The organism is Streptomyces sp. NPDC101151 (assembly GCF_044768335.1).
In the GTDB taxonomy this organism is placed as follows: domain Bacteria; phylum Actinomycetota; class Actinomycetes; order Streptomycetales; family Streptomycetaceae; genus Streptomyces.
The window spans coordinates 1-21,853 of the sequence record NZ_JBIWPP010000040.1; the positions used below are offsets into that span (position 1 = coordinate 1).

The following is a 21,853-nucleotide window of genomic DNA, read 5'->3' on the forward strand; positions in this document are numbered from 1 at the left end:
CTTTCGGATCCAGGTAAGTCATCGGGCCCAGGAACCTCCTTCCGAGTTCCTCCCGGCTGAGCCGGGGATACAAACAGAGCGCCTCGTGGCGCACAAACTCCGCTCGATCACCCAGCGGTGGGTGCCAAGTCCGGTGCCGTGGCGAGTGCGGCGCCGGGCGATCGCAGGCACGATGCCTGGATCGCGGATCTGGTCGCGGTAGATGAAGTATCGCTGGCCTCAGTATCCGTCCGCGCTGAAGTTCGTCATGGCGGATTCCCGTTCCGCCCGGACCGAGCGACCGGCAGCCGGGGCAATTGACGACAGCAGATGCTTCGCCGCAGGACGAGCGGCACTGTCGCTGCTCGGCACATCCATGCCGACAGTAATGGCCGCTGCCCCTGCTTCTGCGTATGGAGATCCACCGTCGGCGTCTGAACTCGTCCGCTGTGGTGGGAACTTGATGCCCAAGCCCGCTGCCGGCCGCTGAGGTACAGGGGCCGGAAATTGCGGCCACAGAGACGTACCTTGCGTGGTGTGGCTTCAGCCGCCGGCCCTGAACGCGTCCACACCGGTGACCTGGGCGACAGGTCCCACTGCCCGCGCCGCGTCTGTGGGATCCAGCACGTGCTGCGAAAGAGCGTTACGTCCGCAGCCGGAATCGGCTCGTCGCCGGCGGCCCGAACGACCAGTCGCTGCACGCTCAGGCCGCATCAGCGCTCTCCCTTCTGCACAGGGAGAGCGCGACACGTCGAGATCAATTGCCAGAGATGGCTCAGTTCGCAGAGCTGCGGCGGCCGTCCCCGCGGTTGGAGCCGCGGCCGGAGGTGCCGGCAGCGCCGCCCGTGGCCGCGCCGGCCGCTCCACGTCGGCCGGATCCGCGGACAGCCTTGCCGGAAGCGGTACCGGTCGTCGTACCGGCAGTGGACCGGCGGTCCGAACTGCGGCCGCCCGCGGCAACGGCACCACCTGTGGCCTTGCCGGCTACCGCCCGGCGGCCAGAGCCGCGCCCGCCCGTTGCCGAAGTGCCACCGGCCGCTGCCGCCCCGCCGGAGGCCCGGCGGTCCGAGCCCCGGTTACCCGTCCTGGTGGCGGCACCTGCCGCCGCTTCGGACCCGGAGCCGTTTCGGCGGCGACGGCCGGACCGCCTGCCGGGCTCGCTGCCGGCCTTCCGGGCCGGGCGGGTCGTCGTCGGTGTCGCCTGCTGGGGGACCTCGACGGTGACGGGCTCGCCGGAAGGCTCACGGGCGCCGGTGATGGTGGCCAGTTCCGCGTCGCTCGACGTGATGCGGGCCGTTCGGGGGTGGATGCCCGCGTCCGACATGAGCCGGGTGATGTCCCGCTTCTGGTCGGGCAGGACCAGCGTGACGACGCTGCCGGAGCCGCCGGCGCGGGCCGTGCGGCCGCCCCGGTGGAGGTAGTCCTTGTGATCGGCGGGGGGATCGACGTTCACGACCAGGTCGAGGTCGTCGATGTGTATGCCCCGGGCCGCGACGTTCGTGGCCACCAGCGCGGTGACCTGGCCGTTCTTGAACTGTTCCAGGGTGCGGTTCCGCTGTGGCTGGGAGCGGCCTCCGTGCAGTGCCGCCGCACGGACGCCGACGGCCAGGAGGCGCTTGGTGAGCCGGTCGGCGGACCTCTTGGTGTCGAGGAAGAGGATGACGCGGCCGTCGCGGGCGGCGATGCGTGTGGTGACGGCCTTCTTGTCGGTCTCGTCCTGGACGTGGAGCACGTGGTGCTCCATGGTGGTCACCGCCCCCGCGGACGGGTCCACGGAGTGCACGACGGGGTCGGTCAGGAACCGCTGTACCAGGCGGTCGATGTTGCGGTCCAGGGTGGCCGAGAAGAGCATGCGCTGCCCGTCGGGCCGCACTTGCTGGATCAGCTTGGTGATCTGCGGCAGGAAACCCATGTCGGTCATCTGGTCGGCTTCGTCCAGCACCGTGATGCGGACGTCGTCGAGCACAGCATCCCCGCGTTCCACGAGGTCGTTGAGTCTGCCGGGAGTCGCCACGAGTACTTCGACGCCGCGCCGGAGCGCACCGGCCTGCTTGGTGATGGACAGCCCGCCGACCACGGTGGTCAGCCGGAGGTTCACCGCCGTCGCGTAGGGGGTCAGCGCGTCCGTCACCTGCTGGGCGAGTTCACGGGTGGGCACCAGCACGAGGGCGAGGGGCGCCTTGGGCTCCGCGCGCAGTCCCGCCGTGCGGGCCAGGAGCGCAAGCCCGAACGCGAGGGTCTTGCCGGATCCGGTGCGTCCCCGTCCCAGCAGGTCACGGCCGGCGAGCGAGTTGGGCAGCGTGGCGCCCTGGATGGGGAAGGGGGCGGTGACGCCTTGCGCGACGAGGGTCCGCAGCAGCCCCGAGGGCATGTCCAGAGCGGCGAAGTCATCGACGGCGGGAAGCGCGGGTGTCGTGCTTTCCGGCAGCCGGAATTCCCTTGGCGACGAGGCGGACGGTGAGGGTGACGAGGCACGCCGGTTCGACTTCTGGGGCCTGCGGGACATGCAGTTCTTTGCCTTCCTGGAAACAGCACAAACCGGGGTCTGCACCATGACGGTGCGGACCCCGGAGAGCGGATATGCGTCCGGCGATCAGGCGGGGACGATGTTCTCCGCCTGCGGGCCCTTCTGGCCCTGCGTGACGTCGAAGGAGACCCGCTGGCCCTCCTGGAGCTCACGGAAGCCCTGGGTGGCGATGTTCGAGTAGTGAGCGAAGACGTCGGGGCCGCCGCCGTCCTGCTGGATGAAGCCGAAACCCTTTTCGGCGTTGAACCACTTCACGGTTCCCTGTGCCATGACCGTCTCCGTTCTGTAGGCAGAGGCCCCATCCGGAGATGCCGGAAAACAAAATGCGCCTGCAGGAGAAACATTCCCGTCAGGCGCACATACGTTCATGGGTACCACAACTGCAACAGCCATACCGTAGCACAACTCGCCGGCGCGTCGTGGATCGGCTATGTGCGCCGGGGTTCCTCGGAAAGGAGCCGCCCGCCTCCCCTCGCCGAGCCCGTCACGGACCGGAGAGGGGACGCCTCGTCGTCCTCGTCTCGGTGGCCGTTCGGCGGCCAAGTCCACGACCGGCCCCAGCAGTTCTCGTCCCGGTCCCCACACACCAGATCACCGAGTGGAGGCCCGACGACACCACCGGAAGCCCCCACAAGCTGTCAGCAGGTCCGAACTCTTCCGCCAACGATCCTCACGATCCTCCGCCGGCCATCCGGTCGCCCGGAAGACCGCGACAGGGTCCAGGTGGTCCCGCCAGTGCGTCACCTTGCGGTCCTTGACGGTGATCACGGAGACGAAGCGGTTGTCGTAGGCCCGCCGTGTGTGGACCGCCCGACCGTGCACCGCGTATTCGAGCACGACGACAGATGTCCTGGGATCCCGATGGACAGCCAGGCTGTCCGCGCTGCGCAGGACCATGACGTTGCCGTAGCCGCGATACAGGCCGGCAACCGCCTGGCGTCCCTCCACCCGTCGCGGATATCCGGGCACGGAGATCACATACTCGAAGATGACGTCCTCGGCCAGGAGGTCGAAGAAGTGCTCCCCGTCGACGAGGCCGGACAGCCCCTCCTCGATGATCCGGAAGAACGGGTCCAGCGCCGCGAAGTCCGCGATGTCGTCCATGGGCATGGTCACCGGGCCGCCGCGGAGAGCCATGCGGCGACGCTCCGCCGGGCGAAGTCGTGGAAGGCGGTCGGCGGCCGGCCCGTGACCTTCTCGATGTCGTCGTTGGGCCTGGAGCCGTTGCCCGAGATGATGGCCCCGGTCAGCCAGCGGAGCAGCACCGCGTAATCGGCGGGGGCGAAGCCGGCCGCGACGGCACCGTCGATCCACATCTCGCGGTCGATGTCGTCGTGCGTGACTGGTCGACCGATCACACCGGCGATGGTGTCGGCGACTTCGGCGACCGTGAGGGCCTGCGGGCCGGTAGGCGCGTACTGCGCGCCGGCGTGGGCGTCGGGCGCGGTCAGCGTCTCGACCGCGACGGCCGCGATGTCGGCCGCGTCGACGAAGGCTTCCGTGCCGCCGCCGGTCGGTACCGTGATCACCCCGTCGACGATCGGCAGGTGTGCGTCGCTGAAGTTCTGCATCACCCATGCGGGACGCAGGATGGAGTGCGTGATGGCCCCTCGGGAGGCGAGGTCGGTCTCTACGGCCCTGATGTCGACCTCGGGCGGTGCCTGGTCGCCGCCGTAGGTGCTGAGGTACGTGACGTGACGCACCCCGGCGGCTTCGGTGAGGTCGAGGAAGCCGGCCACCTGGTCGGCGTACGTGACCCGCAGGACGGGTGTGACGAGGTAGACGCGGTCGACGCCGGTGAGGGCGCCGGGGTGGGTGCTCGGGTCGTCCCAGTCGAACAGCACGTCGCCGCCATGGCGTGACGCGGTGCGGGCGCTCAGCCCCCGTTCTGCGAGCTTGTTCGCCACGAGCGAGCCGGTCCGCCCGGTGCCGCCCAGTACGAGCGCGGTCTGCGGTGTTTCGATCATGCGTCAATGCTGAGATGGCGCTGCGAGCGAATCAATGTGTGTTTCGCTCGTTCTTTTGTGTCAAACGCTCATCTCATTGACCAGGGCGGCCGTTCTGCTGATGCTGGTCGTGTGGATCTATTGGACGATCACCTCGCGAGGGCACGTGCCTCCGGCGCCGTTTTCGCCCGGACGGTGGCCGAGCCGCCGTGGGGGTTGCGGCTGGCCGGCTCGATCCAGCTGGCCGTGCACGCTGTCGTTCGGGGCAGGGGATGGCTGTGGCTCGACGACCCTGGGAGTGCCTGGGAACTCTCGCCGGGGGATGTGACGCTCGTTCGTGGTGGACCTGACCACCACATCGGGCACGAACCGGGCGCCGACTGCCTTGAGCCGGAGGAGTTCCGGGCCCGGCACGCACAGGACGGGCGTTCGGACGACCCGCGGGCGACGGTGTTCCTGTGCGGTGCCTACCGGTTCTCGGGTGACATCGGCAGCGGACTGCTCGAAGCGCTGCCTCAGGTTCTGCCGCTGTCGGCGGCGGTTGGCGACCCGGTGCGGGACGTGGTCGCGCTGCTGTCGCGTGAGCTGGCCGCACCGGAGCCGGGCCGGCCCACCGTGCTGGACCGGCTGCTCGACATTCTTCTGGTGCTCGCCATCCGAACCGGCTTCCGCCGGAGCGCGACCGCGCCGCGCTGGTACCGGGCGTCCGCGGATCCCCGGCTGAGCGCCGCGCTGCAAGCCATGCACGAGAACGCGGGACATCCCTGGTCGGTCCCCGAACTCGCCGCGATCAGCGGCCTGTCGCGGGCGGCCTTCGCACGGACCTTCCGGGACGTGCTCGGCCAGACTCCCATGCAGTACCTGACCGACTGGCGGATGACCCTCGCCCGGGACCACCTGCGCGCCGGTGAGCTCAGCCTGACGAACATCGCCGGCGTGGTCGGCTACGGCTCGCCCTACGCCTTCGCGACAGCCTTCCGGCGCCACCACGGGGACCCGCCCGGGGTGTGGCGGCAGCGGGAGTCGGCGCGCGCGGGCGCGGCCCCGGGGGACGGTCACCCCGCGAGCTGAGCCCGCCCGACGTCCGCGGCGGCACACGAGCCGACTCGACCCCGAAACGGCGCCGCCCGGCGATGGCGGCGATGGCCCGGAACCCCTGGACAGGGGACCCGCCGGTGCTTGCTCGTACGGCGACGCCGGACCAGCGCCGCGACGCGCCGCCGCCAACTGCCGTCACCTCTCGTCGACATCAACGAACGCAGAGATCGTCGGCCGAGACCACTCCGCCAGGCAGACGCTGCTGCTGAACGTGCACGAAGCCACAGCCCGTGATCGCCCGGTCCGGTGGTGGCTCTACCCGATTGGACGATACTTCCGACGGTCGGCGCGGCATACGGGCCGCTTAGGATCCGTGCACGTGGCAGACATCCCCGAATTCCTGATCGAGCTGGAGCGTGCAGCCGAGACGGAGCGTGCCCGCCTGGCCGGCCTCGCCGCCGAGGAGTACGACGAGCAATGGCGTCGCTGGCGTACGGCGTCGGAAACGGTGCAGGCCGCGATCACTGCTCATGCCGAGGAGACGGGGGGCAGCCGGTACGAGCTGGAGCAGGCCGTGAAGAGGGCGGTCAGGCACACCGAGGAGGATCCGGCGGAGTAGCTGCCTGTGCCGGGGGCCGGCGCGCCGGGGCTCCTTTGTCATGGGGGGGCGTGAGGCTGCCGGTCGCCACGGGAAGGTGGCGGGGGCCGCGCAGGACGGGGTTGACGCGGTAGGGCGGCGGGTCCGCCGACAGCCGTGGACTGATGATCCGGCGAAACAGCTCGGGCAGGGCGAACCGCGCCTCCATCCGGGCCGGCGGGGCGCCGAAGCCGTAGTGGATGCCGGTGCAGAACCCGAGGTGCTCGTTGTCCGCGCGGTCGGGATCGAACCGGTCGTGGTCCTCGAAGCGCTTCGGGTCACGGTTGGCCGAATCCCGCATCAGCCGGACCGGCGAACCCTTGGGGATGGTGATGCCGGCGATGTCGATGCCGGTCAGGGCGGCGGTGAACGGTACGAACTGGACCGGCGGCTCGTGGCGCAGCACTTCCTCGATGTGCGGGACGACCAGGTCCGGTTCCTTCCGGAACCGCTCGAGGACGTCGGGGTGGCGCAGCAGTGTGAGCGTCGCGTTGCTGATCAGGTCGACAGCGGTCTCATGGCCTGCGATCAGGAGCGGTATCGAGGTGGCCACCAGCTGCGGAGTCGTCGCGAGTACGCAGCACGAAAACCCCGTCCGACGCCGCCTGTTCCGGATGGAACCAGGGCCGGGCCTTGGTAACGGTGCTGATCAGCAGGCGGTCGTAGGGAACGGCGTCGCCGTCCGCAAGGATCACGTTCCTGGCGGCTCGGTCCAGGCCCGCGGCGCCCACGCCCAGACGCCATTCGGCGTCGATGTCACGCCTGCGCGGCAGCGCGGTCGCATCGGCGTCCTCCAGCCCCAGCACCACCTGCTTGGACAGCGGAAGCCGGTCGTACGGCTCGTCGCCGATCAAGGTGAGCGTGCCGGTGAAGCCCCTCTCGCGCAGGGTCCCGCCGCGCGCAGTCCGGCCGGCGAGGCTCCGACGACCACGAGGCGTCCCTCCCGCCGGAGGGCCTCGACACCGGTGTCAGCCGACACGGCCCTCCACCCCGTTCGTCGGTTCGTCGGAGAGGTCGACAAGTATGGCCTGGACCGGACAAGCGGCCGCAGCCTGTTCCACCTGCTCGCGCAGCGCTTCGTCGCTGCGGGAGGTGAGGAGCAGCGCCTCCCCGCCGTGCAGAGCGAACACGTCCGGAGCGAGAAGGGCGCACTGCGCGAGTTCCTACACCGGTTGAGATCGACGACAAGCCGCATCTGGAACCCCGCTTCGTGCTCAGGCCGCGCTGACCGCAGGACCCGCAGCCCCTGTGCGTTCGGTTCCGTCGAGTGGTTGGCATGCCTCCACTCCAGGATCGGCTCGGCGAGAGGGCCTCGCAACGCGACAGCCGTGCAGTCGGCGGCCTGCTGACGCCCGCCCCCGCGCGGGTCCGAAGGCGGCACGGCGGCCGGGTCGGGCGCAGTCCTCGCGCTGCCCAGCGCCAGGGCCGGGGAGGGTCATACAGCGCCATGAACCATCTGACGCCGACGAGGAGTTCCGTACCGGAGTGGACGGGGCGAGGACGCCGGGGAGATGAACGGCCCGTGACCGATCACCCCCTCGTTGTACTGGATCCAGACAGTGATCCGGGCCCCGTGCAGGTGGCTGAGGGGGCCGCTTCCCGGAGTTGTGCGAACCCCGGATATGCCGGGCAGTCTGGAGGTGGGGGCGCATGGTGTGTCCGCAAGGGGGCACGGCCGGCAGCAGCGACGTCACCGCTGACGCCGGGCACGACGGGAAGAGGCCCCATGAACGAACGTCCGCTGATCGAAGACCACGGACTCATCGGTGACCTGCAGACGGCCGCGCTGGTCTCCACCGAGGGAACGATCGACTGGTTCTGCAGCCCGAGATTCGACTCACCGAGCATCTTCGGAGCACTGCTGGACGGCGACAACGGCGGCCACTGGACGATCGCTCCCCAAGCGCCGACGTATGCGACCAAGCAGCTCTACTACCCGGACACCTGTGTGCTGCTCACCAGATTCATGACCGAGCAGGGCGTCGGGTCGGTCGTGGATTTCATGCCGCCTGCCTCGCCACACAATCCGACAGGCAATCACCGGCTGGTCCGCATGCTCCGGTGCACGCGCGGCGAGATCTCGTTCGACATCGAGATCGCCCCTCGGTTCGACTACGCGCAGCAACCACATGAGGTCACTCCGTGCATGGGCGGCTGGAAATTTGTCAGCCGGGACACGGATGTGGCCATCCATGTGGTGGACACACTGGACGATGAGTGCGCGAGCGACCGGAGGATTCGCTCCGGCGACGTGTGCATGACCGTAGGGCTGCGAGCCGGCATGACCCGCGGCCTGGTGCTGGAGACGTTCGCTGACGGCCCGCCACGCATCGTTCCGCCGGAGGAATGCGAGCGGCTCCTGGAAGACACCATCGCCTTCTGGCACAACTGGCTGGCGCATTCCCGCTACACCGGACGGTGGCGGGAGATGGTCAACCGTTCCGCCATGACGCTCAAACTCATGACGTACGCCCCGTCAGGCGCCATGGTCGCGGCTCCGACCACCAGCCTGCCGGAACAGGTCGGAGGCGAGCGCAACTGGGACTACCGCTACGCGTGGGTACGCGATGCCTCCTTGTCCCTTCACGCGCTGCTCGGGCTGGGATTCGCCGAGGAAGCCGTGGCGTTCACCGAGTGGCTGGGCGACCGCGTTCAGGAATACACCGGTCCGGGCGAGCATCCTCTGAAGATCATGTACCGCGTCGACGGCTCCTCCGACCTGACGGAGCAGACCCTGGGCCACTGGGAAGGCTACCGGCGCTCCGCTCCGGTGCGGATCGGCAACGGTGCCGCAGACCAGTTGCAGCTCGACATCTACGGATCGGCATTGGAGTGCCTCCATTTCGCCGACCAGAGGGGTCTGCCGACAACGTGCCGCATCTGGCAGGCGCTGATCAACACGGTGGACTGGGTGTGCGAGAACTGGGACCGTCCCGAAGCCGGCATCTGGGAAACACGGGGCGGTGACAAGGACTTCACCTATGGACGGCTCATGAGCTGGATCGCGCTGGACCGGGCCATCCGCATGGCCACCCGGAGCGGTCGCCCCGCCGAGGTGCCGCGCTGGACCAAGGAACGCGACGCCATCTACTGGCAGATCCAGCAGCGAGGATGGAGTCCGGCACGTGCCGCGTTCACCCAGTACCTGGGCAGCGAAGTCCTGGACTCCGCGCTCCTGCGGATGCCTGCGGTGGGGTTCATCCCACCGCAGGACGGGCGGTGGCTCTCGACCCTGGACGCGATCAGGAAAGATCTCGTGTCCGACGGCCTCGTCTACCGCTACGACCCCTCTGCCTCTCCCGACGGACTGCGCGGATCCGAAGGCACCTTCTCGGCGTGCACCTTCTGGTACGTCGAAGCCCTCGCTCGCGCCGGCCATCTGCGTGAAGGGCGACTCGTCTTCGAGAAGATGCTCACCTACGCCAACCATCTCGGCCTGTACTCCGAGGAAATCGGGCTGACCGGCGAGCAACTCGGCAATTTCCCACAAGCATTGACCCACCTCGCCCTCGTCACCGCCGCACTGAGCCTGGATGCTCATCTGGACGCCGCCAGACCGGGCTTCCCACCCACCTCTCCGCTTCCGGTTCCCTTTCTCTACGCGCAACCGATGGCGGCAGCGGCCGGAGGCCCACCTGTCACGCCTACGACCCCATATCCGTCGGACCACGTCATCCGCAGGTGAGCGCACCACCCGTCCCGCATCGGTCAGCCTCGTGCGGTCGAGGGCCGCGTCCGTCCCTGTCGCCGTGCCGGCACCACGACCGGCTTGCGATCACCCTGCACCGGCGTGGATCCCGGTCTCAGGCTGCCGCGTGGCGACGGCGGCGGTGACGGGAGGCGATGGTGGCGGTCAGGGCCTCGACGGCGTCGACGGTCGCGGTGCTCAGGGCGACCGCACGGCTGGTCGTGGCGCGGCCGGAACCGTCGGCCAGCAGGCCGGAGCGGGCGGTGAAGGAGTCGAAGACCGACCGCAACGCCCCCGGGGCCACGGTCTCGGCTCCGGCGGCGGCGCGGGCCAGGGCGGTGAGGTGTTCGTGCAGCGGATCGACCAGTTCGGTCAGTTCCGGCACGGTGTCCTGCTCCGTACGCGGCAGGTGTTCGCCGAGCTGGGTGACGCATCCGGCGACCGTGGACACCTGAGTCCTGATCTGTGTCAGCTGCGCACTCGACCAGGGGCCGCGGTGCTCGGCCGGCTCGGCGTGCGACTGCTCGACCGCGGCCTCCAGGTGCTCCCTGACCTGCCGTGATCGCGCCCGCAGTGTGTCGACGGCTGCCCGGTCGGCCGCCCCGACGTCGGCGTAGCCGGTCAGCAGCTCGGGCAGCAGTCGGTCCTGCACCCGCAGCCACTCCGCGAGCAGGCCCGGCACCCGCCGGGTGGACCAGGTCGGCCAGACCAGGAAGATGAGCACAGCGAGCGCGGCGCCGACCACCGTGTCGGCGGCGCGCGCCCACGCCGCGGGCCCGGGCAGCCCGCCGACGTGGTGGATCAGGAAGACGATCCAGGTCGTCAGCCACAGGTTCAGCATCAGCTGTCCGGTCCGCAGGGTCACGAACGACGCGGCGGCCAGCACCACCGCCAGGACCGCGAGGCCGACGGGCGACCAGTTCGGCAGGGACAGCACCCAGGCGAAGAGGCCGCCCAGCACGGCCCCGGCCGCTCGTCCCCAGCCGCGGGCGATGGTGTGTCCGTACTCGGGGAAGAGCACCAGCATGGTGGTCAGGGCCACCCAGAAGCCGTGCGCGGAGATGCCCAGCCCGCCCCACCCGCCGATCGCCCGGCCGATGACCTCAGCGACCACCACGCCCACGGCGAGCCGCACCGCATGGCGGAAGATCGGCGATCGGGGATGCAGCTGGGCCCGGATCCGCCGGGCGGTGCGTGCTACGGCGGGGGTGCCCGCGTACAGGCCCGGCACCTCGGTGTGGGGTTCCAGTACATCGCCGAGGCGGTCGTCGGTCGAGCGCAGGGCCAGCTGCTCGGCCGGCCGCAGCCGCGCGGCCAGGTCGCGCGGGCCGTGCTCGGGGGAGGCGGCCGCCCACGACTCCAGGACGGTGCTGACTTCCTCGGGGGTGCGGTGCTCGCGGCCGGAGGCCACGGTACGGGAGATGTTGCCGAGCACCTGTGCCGCGGCGGCCAGGGCCTCGCGGTTCGCGGGCGCCGCCGCGGGTATCGTCAGCCGCACCGTGTGCAGCGCGCGGCGGATGCGTTCGGCCTCTCCCAGCAGTCCGAACAGGGCCGCTGCCGCCGGCCGACTGAACTGCGGCAGCAGATCCAGGGTCTGCCGGGCCGTGGTGAACGGAGCGGACCCGCCCAGACCGGGGGCGTCGGCCGCGACCGAAGCCTCGGCGAGTGATGTGTAGAGGGCCGCGAGGGCACGGCGCTGGGCGGCGAACCGTGGGCCGTACGGCGGGAGCAGTTGCACCAGCACGACGAGTCCGGTCCCCACCGCGATCCACCCGGCCATCACCAGCCCGCCATGGACGTCTGGAGCGAGATCCGCAGTGATCATCAGCCCGATGACGGCGAGGCAACCCCGGATGCCGGGCGCGATGCCCAGCGTCCGCCACATCCCGGTGGCGAAGGCCGCGACCGCGAGCAGCAGCAGGAACAGCCAGGTGGTGCCGTGCACCAGGGCCCCCAGCACCGCCATCGCGCTGAAGGCCGCGGCCATCCCGAGCGCGTTCACCAGAGGGTGTCGCAGCGGGCTCAGCAATGTACCGATGCCGCAGATGAATGCACCGACGCTGGCCATGGCCCCGGCCACCGGGTCGTCCAGCAGCAGGCCGAGGACCGTGGCGAGCAGCACGGCCAGTACGGCCCGGGCGATCGCCGACGGGGCGGCGAATGCCCGTTGAATGCGCAGGCCGTCCCGGCCGATCGTGACCAGCGACGACCACCAGCGCATGTCCGGGCCTCCTTGGCGGCGCGGCGCGGGAGCAGCGCTTCTCATCCTCTGCCAGCTCCGGCGTGGCTGCCACTCGCCGCATCTGCAGGGCGACGCTCAAGGTGGTGAGACAGGCGGTCACCGTGCGCTCGTCCGAACAGCTCCGGGCCCGGCAGCGGAAGCGTCGGGCCCGCGCCCACGAGGCGTTCACGGCGGCTGTCCGCGCCCTGCTCGTCATGCGGCCCGGTGCGTGAGGATGGCGCTCGTGATCTGGCCGGGCACGAAGTCCTGGACGTCGCGTGGGGAGGCGGCCATACGGTCGGCGCGGAAGCGGCGGGGTGTGCAGCCGGCCACAGGGGGCCGACGACACCGAACACAAGGCCGAAACTGCGGGGGAGAGGCCCGTTGCCGGCGCGGTGGAGGTGGGGCAGGAGGTGAGGGTCTGGGCCGGTGTCTGCGAGGCGAGGCTCCGCTCGGTCACCGGCTCAACTGCTGCCTCTCCAAAACGCGGGTGCCTGGCGCGCAGCTCTGCGTCAGTTCGTCGAGTTCAGCGACAGCCAGCCTCCCGGCGGAGCCGCGTCGGCTGTGGTCGAGCAGTGAGCATGCGGTGTCCAGCCACTGCGGGAGCGGTCTGACTCCGACGAATGCGGCGAGGCGGGTCAGCTCTTGGCGAGGGCTGTCGAGGAGGTCCTCGTAGGCAAGCGTGGTGCGCTGCGTGACGGGCAGCCGGTTGAGGAACTGCGTGCCCTGGGTGACCAGTTCCGACCACAGGGCGCCGAACGTCCGCAGGGGCAGGTCCCGGTCGCGTACGAGGGCAGGATCGAAGCGCTCTCCGAGGAGCGGCGCCAGGTCGAGGGGCAGTGAGCGCACGTGCTCGGCGGTCAGGTCGGCGAAACTCTTGATCCCGGCTCGTGCCTTGATCTCAAGCAACAGGGAGATCGTGCGGTATCCCGGGTGGCGGCTCATGGACAAGGCGCAGTCCGGCCCGTCTCTGAACATGTGTACGAACCTCGCGTGCGGGAAGGCGGCCCGTAGCCCCGGTGCCCAGCCTGTCGAGTAACCGGAGCGCTCCACGACGGCGGTGCGCCCGAACCGTGTGCAGAGCAGCCCGAACAGCGCTTGATGGTGCTCGGCAGCGCTGCGCTCGGGCCACCGGACCACTGCTTCGCGGAGCTCGTCGAGGAGCCCGTCCGGGTCATCTGTGAGGTGAGGCAGCACCATCAGGGACAGCGCTGGAATGCCGGTCGTCTCCGAGGAATACCTGCCGGGGCGGCGCGTGTAGAGGAATTCCGGCAGTGGCAGCCCGCTGCGGATCATTCGCTCGAAGTGCGGGGCGGGCTGGAAGAGGTGTTGCCAGAACTCCTCGCCGGTCAGCGTGCCTTCGGGGAAGGAGGCGTCGCCCACGGAGGCCATGTACTCGTTGAGGCTCAGTACGTCCGGATGGGCGTTGAGGATGCGCGAGAGTGCGGTCGAGCCGCTGCGGCCGGTGCCGATGACGAACGTCAAGGTACGCATGGCCACTCTCCGCAGCTTGGTAGCACTCTGGACCTCGGCCCCGGCTACCGCAGCACTATGCCATGCTCGCGACGTCTGCCGGACAGGCGCGCGCTGGTCGAAGCCGACCAGGACCGGGCCCGGCAGGGCTGAGCATCTGCCCTCCCTGCCGGGCGTCACCGTCCTCGATCCGGACCCGGCCGCTGCCCCGGCCACGTGCGACTGCTTCAAGTCCAGCGGCAACTGCAACTGCAACTGCAACGGCGGCGAGGGCGGCGAATGCACCGAGGCGGCCATCCGCTCCGGCACCAAGCAGCTCCCGTCAGGCAGCTCCTACCAGGCAACGGGAAGCTCGATCGGGAAGCGGCGGATCGTCTCCGTGTCCCAGCGCACCTCCTCCGGCGGTACCGCCAGCCGCAGCCCCGGAAAGCGTTCCAGCAGCTGCCCGATGGCCACTTCCAGTTCCGCCATGGCCAGCGGCACGGCGATGCACCGGTGTCCGCCCCAGCCGAAGGTCATGTGCGGCGCGGGGGGACGGTCCGGGTCGATGAAGTCCGGGTCCGGGTAGCGGTCCGGGTCGCGGTTCGCCGTCAGGTACGAGACATGGACGAAGTCGCCCTTTCGGATGCGTACCCCGCCCATCTCGACGTCCTCCAGGGCCACCCGGGGAATGCCGACGCCCTTGCGGAAGGGGATGACGCGGAGCATCTCGTTCAGGCTGTCCGTCAGGGCCTCGGGCCGGCTCCTGAAGTGCTTCATCAGCTCGGGACGGGTCAGCAGGAGGTAGCAGATGTTGCTGATCTGACAGGTGGCCGTGTCCTGCCCGCTGAGCGTCAGCGTCAGCGCCATGACCGCCACTTCCTGGTCGTCGAGCACGTCGTCGCCGTCCCTGGCGGCGACCAACGCGCTGATCAGGTCCTTTCCGGGGGAGCTCCGCCGCTGTTCGACCAGCTCGCCGAAGTACGCCCGAAGCTCCGCCTTGGCGGTCGCGGCGATCTTGCCTCTGTCGGGGCCGGTGGCGAGCAGTTGACGCAGGTTCTGCTGCACGCGAGCCCAGTCGTCGTGGGGAATCCCGAGAAGGTCGAAGATGGTCTGCTGGGGCAGCGGGTCCGACAGGTGGTGCACCAGATCCACCGGCGGCCCCTGCGCGGCCATCTCGTCGAGCAGGGTGCCCGCGCGCCGGGTGATCTTCCCTCGCATCCGATCCACCTGCCGCTGGCTGAACGCCTGCGACGTCAGGTGTCGCAGACGGCTGCTGTGCGGCGGGTCCATCACATTGATCGACTCGGCGGAGACGATGGGTTCCGGCGTCAGCCGCGGGTAGTCGTGGTCCAGAATTGCCGCTCGGCTGAACCGTTGATCGGTGGTCACCTGCTGCACTCCCTCGAACCCGGTGACCAGCCAGGCGTCGGAGTCACCGTAGGGGAGTCGGATTCGGGTGATGGCATCGCGGTCCATGAGCGCCGCCAGGGAGGGATCGAACTCCAAGCCCTCGCTGAAGTCGAACGGGCAATGGATCGCGTTGTCGCCTTGGGGCATCTTGCCGTTCTCCCTCTCTCGCTGCTTTCGTTATTCCATGCATATGCCACTCCGTGGTACCGGGCCACCGGGGCAGGTCCAGTGCGCTGTTCCGCCCGATTGCCCGGCGGCCCGTCGGCCCGGTCAGGCCCGCACCTGCCCCGGAACTGCGCCGATGGCGTCCGACGCGGCGCGGGACATGCGCAGAGTGGGTGGACTCACCGCCGAGCGCCGGGCGTCCGACCGGACCGAGTTCACGCAGGTCAGCGCCACGCGGACGACTGACTCCCCGCAGTCACCGGCTCGCTGAGGGCCCTGCTCACGCTGCTTCCGGGCCGGTTCGGCGCGACGGGTGACGTGCGGGTGTTGGCGGCCCTCACCACTCCGCTGCCCACCGCCCTACGGCGTGGAATTGCCCGACGGCCTGCACCCGATGACGCCGAACAGCCCCGGCACGGCTTCCGTTTCAGCGCGGGCTGGGGGCGAGAAAGGAGAGCCGGAATTTCCGTCGCGTGCGGCCCGACCCGGTCGTGGAATTCAGCGTCGACAGCGCAATGCCACGAAGTTCTATGTGACGCAACTCGTCCGAGGGGCAGGACGACGGCGGGTTGGTGCGGTCATCGATTGGCGTACAGAGCCTCCAGGCCCCCCGAGAGCGCGGCGCGTACGTGGCGGGTGGGCTCGTCGACCAGCACCTCGGGTTCGTCATTGAGCAGTGCAGTCATGGTCTGCTCGGCCACGTCGGCTGCAAGGATCTTCGGCGAGTCGACATCCGCCGTCAGGTCGGTGTCGACATAACCCGCATGCACACCGACCACCAGCGTGCCCTGCTCCCGCAGCGCCAATCGGAAGGCGTTCGTCAGCGACCACTGAGCGGACTTGGAGGCCGCGTAGCTCGGAAACCGCCTGTTGGCCACCCACGAGGCCACAGACAGCATGTTGACCAGCGCTCCGCCACCGTTGGCGGCCAGTACGGGCGTGTATGCACGCGAGACGGCCCAGGTGCCGAAGAAATTGACCTCCATTTCGCGCCTGGCACCGTCGAACGGCCCCTCCAGGAGGGACGGGCCACTGGCGACGCCGGCGTTGTTGATGAGGATGCTGACATCGCCGGCGGCGCGTGCGGCCGCGGCGACCTGCTCCTCGTCGGTGACATCCAGCCGCAGCGGAACCAGCCCGGGGTCCCGGAATGTCTCCGGCTCCCGGACTCCGGCGTAGACCTTGGCGGCGCCGTGCGCGTGCAGTGCCCGGGCGAAGGCCAGCCCGATGCCGCGGTTCGCTCCCGTGACAAGGGCTACCGAACCCTTGATGTCCATGATCACCCTCCCTGCGTGTGGGGTGTGAAGGACTCCCTGCTTCTGACGCTAGGCCCCAGCCGACGGCTGATCCACCCGTGACCCGACCACACCTGCCTCGGTACCTCCTCGCGCAGTCGATGGCCGAGCTGAGCGTGCCAGACATGCCTGCGGCCTACCTGCGAGAACCTGCAGAGGCCGAAACCGTGCTGGCCCGTGGCGCCCAGGCGACCGAACCACCTCGCTTGAGGGACACACGACCAGGTCGGTTGGTCGGCGAAGGTGCGCCGGTCAGGCAGTGCGTGCAGGGTTGGGTGCCGTCGTGGAGGCGGGGGCGTAGCGGGCCCGCATCGCGTCACCGGCAGCGGGTCCTGCGGTGAAAACGTACGCGTTGCTGTCGTCAAGTCGGCGTCCGGTCCTGGCGTCGACGACCACGGGTTCGACCTCCTCGCCGCTCTGCGCATCCACGAGGATCATGCTGCGCTCGGGCGGCGCGAGGCGGGAGTTGCCCCACGCGGCCAGGGCGAGGATCACCGGGCGCAGGGAACGCCCCAGCTCGGTGAGGACATACTCGTGACGGACGGGGTTGGCTTGGTAGGGCCGGCGCTCCAGCAGGCCGGCTGCGACGAGGGTCTTCAGCCGCGTGGTGAGCATGCTGGAGGAGATGCCCAGATTCTCCTGGAACTGGTCGAAGCGGGTGTAGCCGTCGAAGGTGTCATGGAGGATCAGCAGAGTCCACCACTCGCCGACGTGCTCCACCGTCGTGGACAGCGGGCATTCCCGGTCCTCCAGTCTGATCCGGCTCGCCATCGTGGCCACCCTCCCAGTCACTGTTAAAGTCGAAGCTAGTTGCTTCTATTTTAGCAGTGAAGAGTAGGAGTGGCGTCCCGTCCCTACGCCCTCCCGGAAACGGAAGATGCCATGCCCACCGCCCGCAGCGAATCCCTCGATGGCCGCCGCGCCCTGGTCACCGCGGGCACCAAGGGCACTGGCGCGGCCATCGCCCGGCGCCTCACCGAGGCCGGAGCGAACGTTCTCGTCACCTCCCGCAGCCGCCCCGACGACATTGAGGAGAAGGCGTTCATCGCAGCCGATCTGTCCACCGCCGAAGGCGCAACCCATGTGATCGCCGAGGTGGACGCGCGCTACCGTCTCACCGGGCTTCATCCAGACCACCGCCGCCGACAACCTGGTCGCCCGGATCGCAAGCGAAGCCGGCATCACCCAGGAAACGGCGCTGGGCCGCCCCATGGACTCGCTGGGCGGCATTGCCCTCGGGCGCCCCAACCGGCCCGAGGATGTCGCCGAGCTGATCGCCTCTCTCGTCTCCGACCGTGCCTCGTCCATCGTCGGCGCCGAGCACGTCATCGACGGCGGCACACACCTACCGTCTGACCCTCCGACCACCCACAGGACCGTCATGCCCGAACAGCAGCCCCGCACCACCGCCCCGCAGACACTGCCCGCGACGATCACCCGCTACCTCAAGGCCCATCGCGCCCACGACACAGCCACCGCAGTCACTGCCTTCACGGATGACGCCACCGTGACCGACGACGGCAGGACCTACCAGGGCACCAGCGCAATCGAGCGGTGGCTGAGCCGCTCCGCCAGCGAGTTCACGTACACCATCGATCTCACCGGCGCCCAGCAGATCGACGCGACCCACTACATCGCCACACACCACCTGGAAGGCAACTTCCCCGGCGGGTCCGTCGACCTGCGCTACCAGTTCACACTCCGCGACACCCTCATCGAGACCCTCGTCATCGAAGTCTGACCATGCTCCGTCGAAGAGCTGGGGGCGGGGACGGGGTGGGTACGTCCGGGGCCTCGTACAGGACCAGCCCGCCGGAGCCGACGCACCTGTTCTACGGCCGGCAGGGGACGGACGTACGCCAGGGCGCGCGTACGCCAAGTGGCCGCGCCGAGCGTACGGGGCCGGCCGTCGCCCTCCCGCGTCGGCGGGTTGGGCCAGTATCTCGCCGTGCAGGGGGACGGTGGGTGTCAGGAGGGCGGGCAGCCAAACCAGTTCACCGTGCCGTTGTCGGAGGTGTAGCCGAGGCACCTGATGGTTTTGTCGTGCAGGGTCTCGGTCCGGTCGACGCCTCCGTTCAGATTGTCCGTCTTGTAGTGGGGCTGTACGAGGGTGTCGATCTCGATGGTGTACCAGCGGCGTTTGTTGTCCGGCAGGCTGCAGCCGTGGCCGGTCACGTTGCGGCTGAGCCCCTCGCTCCAAATGGGCCGCTCGGCGCGGTCGCAGTGGGCGCGGGCGGTGCGGGCATCGGCGGTGCCGGCACCGGTGCCGAGCAGGGCCGTGGCGCCCGCGGCCACCGCCGTTGTGGCGCCGAGCAGGCGCTTCAGGGTGCGGTTCATCGATTGGTCCTCCTGCCAGGTGTGGTGACGGCCGGGAGTCGCCATGTCACCGTAGTGCGATGGTCACACTTATTTGTGATGCCCTGCGCGGCAGGTGGCGGCGCAGTCACCCGACCTGGTGACGCCGGTGATGCCAATGCAGCAGGCCGGGGTCACACCCCCGCTCGGCCCGGAGCGACCGTCAGTTCGTGTCGGGGGAGCGCATCCCCGTCTCCGGTCCCGGCGGACGCCGACGAGCCCACCGATGGTGGACCGAAGGGAGCGGGTCCGGGGGTGTCCCGGGCAGGAGGCGGAGACTTCGAATGACCGACTTCGAACGGGTGCCGACACTTGAGCGTGTCGGTGTACCCGTGCGGGTCGGCCTGTGGATTTACGGCGGGCGGGGCAAGCGGCGACGCAGCGTTTCCCCGCCGGTTGGTCCGGTACGACTACCACCGGCCCCGCACAGGCATCGAGGGCCGAACACCAGGCAGCCGCGTCACCAGCCTGTCCAGGCCGCACACTTGGCCGTTGTTGGGGAGGTTCAGCGGAGTTCGACGGTGATGCCGACCCGTGCGGGCAGTCGGAGGACGTCGTCGACGTGCGGTGTCTCGCCCGCTGGGTCCACGCTGACCGAGGCGAGCGCGCGTCGGGCCACTTCGGCGTCGTGCCATGTCGCAGTGGCGGCGTTGCGGCCGGGCAGAGTCGCGATCTTGATGCGTACTCGCCGTGCCCGAGGCGGGCGATGCCGGCGTCGGTGAGGCCGAGTCCGATGCTACCGGCGACTGACGAGAAGTGATGCGGGCTCGCGTTCCTGCTCGGTCGGGCGCCGCACTTCGCACGAGGACGCTCACGGCAGTGCGAGCGCCCCGGGCCGATGCCCGGGGCGCCCCTGTCGCTGCGGCAGCCGCTTCTCCTATGCCACAGCGACCGATTGCCTGCCGGTCCAGGCCGGCCGTAGGCCGCTGATCATCCCCCTTCCCTCTCGCGTCTTCTGCCGGCGCCAGCCTGGGCTGGCAGGCCGCTGACGCGAGGCTCACGGCCATGCGCGGCGCCCGGGACTGCCGACGCGGCTCACAGTGCCCGGCTCGGGCGGCGGAGGAACGGGTTACGACCGACACGTCAGGGTCTCGTAAGGATCGCGAGCGCTCCGATCGAGGACGTCCTGGGCGCGCCGAGCGGCGTCGGATGCCTGGTCGGAGGCTTGGGGCCGGGCGAACGAGGACAAGGGGCGGCAGTGCATCGGGGGGTGTTGGCCGTGCGGGCGGAGGCTGAGGCCTCGGTAAGGACGCGTGCCTGCTCGGCACGGCCGAGCACAAGGGGTGCCTCACGGCCCAGGCGGCCTGGGACAGCGGCCTGGGCCGCGTTCCGCGGAGGTGAACGCAGAGGTCCTGCTTCCGGTGCTGTCACCCGCCTCCTGCACCTGCCCGTGCGCTGAGGCTCACAGGTCGTTCACCAGCACGGCCGCCCCGTCGAAGCGGCCTGCCTTCAGATCGCCGAGCGCCCGCTGCGCCTCGGAGAGCGGGTAGGGGTGCGTGGTGGCCCGCACGCCGTACCGGGCCGCGAGGTCCAGGAACTCCCGGCCGTTCTCCCGGGTGTTCGAGGTGACGCTGCGCAGCTCCTTCTCGTAGAACAGCTCGCTCTCGTAATGCAGCACCGGGACGTCGCTGAGATGGATGCCTGCGACCGCCAGGACTCCGCCCCGGTCCAGTGCCTGCAGTGCCACCGGTACAAGATCACCGATCGGCGCGAACAGGATCGCCCCGTCCAGCGGCTGCGGCGGCAGGTCGTAGACCCCGCCGGCCGACGCACATCCGAGGGCGAGCGCGAGCCGCTGCGAGGCCTCGTCGCGGGTCAGGACGTGCACGGTCGCCCCCTGCGCCAGCGCGATCTGCGCGCACAGATGGGCGCTGCCGCCGAACCCGTACAGCCCGAGGCGCCCGTCCGGCGGCAGTGACGTCCGCAGCAGCGCCCGGTAGCCGATGATGCCCGCGCACAGCAGCGGCGCCAGTGCGACATCGTCCATATCGGCCGGCAGCTGGTAGGCGAAGGCGGCCGGCACGGTCGTGTACTCGGCGTAGCCGCCGTCGGTGTCCCAGCCGGTGTACTCGGAGCCGGGGCACAGGTTCTCGTCCCCGCGCAGGCAGTAGCGACACGTGCCGTCCGTTCGGCGCAGCCACGCCACTCCCACCCGGTCGCCGACCGCCCAGCCGCTCACGTCCGCGCCGATTCCGGCCACCACGCCGACCACCTCGTGCCCGGGTGTCACCCCCGCCCGGCGCACCGGCAGGTCTCCCTCGGCGACGTGCAGATCTGTACGGCACACACCGCAGGCCCGCACCCGCACCAGCAACTCACCGGACCCAGGCACCGGGACCGGCCGCTCCACGAACCGCAGCGGCTCCCGCTCGACGGGCCCCGGCCGGTCCACCACCCATGCGCGCATCGCCTGTGCCCCGTTCCGTCCACGACTGCCCCCCTACCAGTGTGGGCCAGGACCGTGCCCCGCCGCGCGGCACTGCCCGACCTCCGTTGCCGGCCCGACCGGGGAATAGCCCCCGGCCGGTAGGGCGGTCGTCCCTCCCTATGGCCGGTGCTGTGGTGCCCTGGTGCCGTACGGCACCAGGGCAGAGGTGTCGGTGGACGGTCGGGGTCGCGCGGCTCCTCACGCGCTTGGGCGTCCTGGATCGGGTTGACGGACCCTTCGTGGCGTTGCGTGAGCAGGTTCGGGACGACGTCACTGGTTTCCGGAGCGGGGTGAGCCGATGAGAGCGAACGCCGAAGGCCGGTCTGCCGTGGCCGTTCCGACGGCAGGGCGAGGCGGCGGTGGCTGGGGCGGGGGCCACGTCACGGCGGGAGCGAACAGCCGCTCCCGCCCCGGCTCCGAACGGCCCGGTCATGGCTCTGGCGAAGCGTCTGAGTCCGTGCAACCGACAGAGCCTGTGGACCCGACCGCAGAGCGAGCCGGCCCCGATGCCGGTCGCGGCTGCGCCCGGCCCCGGCCCCTGCGGCTGCCCGGCTCCGACTACGGCTGGTTGCGACTGAGCCCCGGAGTTGGCCTTCTGGGCATCTCGGACAGCCACAGGGTCGCGCTCGCGGGGCCGGCCGGCCCGTCAGGGCTCATCGGTACCCATCAGTGCTGAACGCGACTGGCTGCCCCGTTCGTTGCTGTCACC

17 protein-coding genes and 3 pseudogenes are annotated in these 21,853 nt (G+C 70.0%); 5 read left to right on the top strand and 15 right to left on the bottom strand.

The features are described from left to right. Positions 1-96: 96 nt before the first annotated feature. The 5 genes and pseudogenes from ACIRU3_RS39920 to ACIRU3_RS39940 form a co-directional block, all read right to left on the bottom strand. A pseudogene (locus ACIRU3_RS39920) lies at positions 97-186 on the bottom strand (IS5/IS1182 family transposase); the annotation flags it as partial. 568 nt (positions 187-754) lie between these two features. After that, a complete protein-coding gene (locus tag ACIRU3_RS39925; protein WP_404067612.1) occupies positions 755-2,485 on the bottom strand; it encodes a DEAD/DEAH box helicase in 1,731 nt (576 codons plus the stop codon). An 87-nt stretch (positions 2,486-2,572) separates the two neighbouring features. Continuing rightward, positions 2,573-2,776, bottom strand: coding sequence for a cold-shock protein (locus tag ACIRU3_RS39930; protein ID WP_023544341.1), 204 nt, complete (start codon positions 2,774-2,776; stop codon positions 2,573-2,575). Positions 2,777-3,097: 321 nt separating this feature from the next. Continuing rightward, positions 3,098-3,643: a nuclear transport factor 2 family protein gene (locus ACIRU3_RS39935; RefSeq protein WP_404067614.1), complete on the bottom strand. Its 546-nt coding sequence runs from the start codon at positions 3,641-3,643 to the stop codon at positions 3,098-3,100. Further along, entirely contained in the window at positions 3,619-4,473 is an 855-nt protein-coding gene (locus ACIRU3_RS39940) for an NmrA family NAD(P)-binding protein (protein ID WP_404067617.1), read from the bottom strand. The genes ACIRU3_RS39935 and ACIRU3_RS39940 overlap by 25 nt, the downstream gene beginning before the upstream one ends. 111 nt (positions 4,474-4,584) lie before the next feature. On the opposite strand from ACIRU3_RS39940, the gene ACIRU3_RS39945 reads away from it, so the two are divergent. Then, positions 4,585-5,523: a cupin domain-containing protein gene (locus ACIRU3_RS39945; RefSeq protein WP_404067619.1), complete on the top strand. Its 939-nt coding sequence runs from the start codon at positions 4,585-4,587 to the stop codon at positions 5,521-5,523. Between the two features lie 346 nt (positions 5,524-5,869). Further along, entirely contained in the window at positions 5,870-6,109 is a 240-nt protein-coding gene (locus ACIRU3_RS39950; protein WP_404067621.1) for a hypothetical protein, read from the top strand. Here the strand turns inward: ACIRU3_RS39950 and ACIRU3_RS39955 are convergent. The 3 genes and pseudogenes from ACIRU3_RS39955 to ACIRU3_RS39965 all read right to left on the bottom strand — a co-directional run bounded on the left by ACIRU3_RS39955 (position 6,078) and on the right by ACIRU3_RS39965 (position 7,322). Next, complete coding sequence (locus tag ACIRU3_RS39955; RefSeq protein ID WP_404067623.1) at positions 6,078-6,680, bottom strand: cytochrome P450; 603 nt, start codon at positions 6,678-6,680, stop codon at positions 6,078-6,080. The genes ACIRU3_RS39950 and ACIRU3_RS39955 overlap by 32 nt on opposite strands. Before the next feature lies 1 nt (position 6,681). Then, positions 6,682-7,106, bottom strand: a pseudogene (locus ACIRU3_RS39960) (FAD-dependent oxidoreductase); the annotation flags it as partial. Next, positions 7,096-7,322: pseudogene (locus ACIRU3_RS39965) on the bottom strand (ferredoxin). The pseudogenes ACIRU3_RS39965 and ACIRU3_RS39960, both read right to left, overlap by 11 nt. Positions 7,323-7,853: 531 nt before the next feature. Between ACIRU3_RS39965 and ACIRU3_RS39970 the strand changes: the two are divergent. Beyond that, positions 7,854-9,812 (top strand): glycoside hydrolase family 15 protein, encoded by a 1,959-nt coding sequence (locus ACIRU3_RS39970; protein ID WP_404067626.1) that lies wholly within the window; start codon positions 7,854-7,856, stop codon positions 9,810-9,812. A 118-nt stretch (positions 9,813-9,930) separates the two neighbouring features. Here the strand turns inward: ACIRU3_RS39970 and ACIRU3_RS39975 are convergent, their stop codons facing one another. Continuing rightward, positions 9,931-12,036 (bottom strand): FUSC family protein, encoded by a 2,106-nt coding sequence (locus ACIRU3_RS39975; protein ID WP_404067629.1) that lies wholly within the window; start codon positions 12,034-12,036, stop codon positions 9,931-9,933. Positions 12,037-12,140: 104 nt separating this feature from the next. Between ACIRU3_RS39975 and ACIRU3_RS39980 the strand changes: the two genes are divergently transcribed. Continuing rightward, positions 12,141-12,269 (top strand): hypothetical protein, encoded by a 129-nt coding sequence (locus ACIRU3_RS39980; protein WP_404067632.1) that lies wholly within the window; start codon positions 12,141-12,143, stop codon positions 12,267-12,269. Between the two features lie 223 nt (positions 12,270-12,492). Here the strand turns inward: ACIRU3_RS39980 and ACIRU3_RS39985 are convergent, their stop codons facing one another. The 4 genes from ACIRU3_RS39985 to ACIRU3_RS40000 form a co-directional block, all read right to left on the bottom strand. Next, positions 12,493-13,530 carry a sulfotransferase gene (locus tag ACIRU3_RS39985; RefSeq protein ID WP_404067634.1) on the bottom strand — a complete coding sequence of 346 codons (1,038 nt, stop codon included), beginning with the start codon at positions 13,528-13,530 and terminating at the stop codon, positions 12,493-12,495. A gap of 312 nt (positions 13,531-13,842) precedes the next feature. Next, complete coding sequence (locus ACIRU3_RS39990) at positions 13,843-15,048, bottom strand: cytochrome P450 (RefSeq protein ID WP_404067637.1); 1,206 nt, start codon at positions 15,046-15,048, stop codon at positions 13,843-13,845. A 596-nt stretch (positions 15,049-15,644) separates the two neighbouring features. Continuing rightward, positions 15,645-16,343, bottom strand: a complete 699-nt coding sequence (locus ACIRU3_RS39995) for an SDR family oxidoreductase (RefSeq protein ID WP_404067639.1) — start codon at positions 16,341-16,343, stop codon at positions 15,645-15,647. 270 nt (positions 16,344-16,613) lie between these two features. Further along, complete coding sequence (locus ACIRU3_RS40000; protein WP_404067642.1) at positions 16,614-17,132, bottom strand: winged helix-turn-helix transcriptional regulator; 519 nt, start codon at positions 17,130-17,132, stop codon at positions 16,614-16,616. A gap of 391 nt (positions 17,133-17,523) precedes the next feature. Between ACIRU3_RS40000 and ACIRU3_RS40005 the strand changes: the two genes are divergently transcribed. Beyond that, positions 17,524-18,102, top strand: a complete 579-nt coding sequence (locus ACIRU3_RS40005; protein WP_404067750.1) for an SDR family oxidoreductase — start codon at positions 17,524-17,526, stop codon at positions 18,100-18,102. A 227-nt stretch (positions 18,103-18,329) separates the two neighbouring features. Here ACIRU3_RS40005 and ACIRU3_RS40010 read toward each other — a convergent pair whose 3' ends face one another. Both ACIRU3_RS40010 and ACIRU3_RS40015 read right to left on the bottom strand, forming a co-directional pair. Then, positions 18,330-18,698 carry a hypothetical protein gene (locus ACIRU3_RS40010; RefSeq protein WP_404067644.1) on the bottom strand — a complete coding sequence of 123 codons (369 nt, stop codon included), beginning with the start codon at positions 18,696-18,698 and terminating at the stop codon, positions 18,330-18,332. Between the two features lie 1,420 nt (positions 18,699-20,118). Next, positions 20,119-21,123, bottom strand: coding sequence for a zinc-binding alcohol dehydrogenase family protein (locus ACIRU3_RS40015; protein ID WP_404067647.1), 1,005 nt, complete (start codon positions 21,121-21,123; stop codon positions 20,119-20,121). Positions 21,124-21,853: the final 730 nt, after the last annotated feature.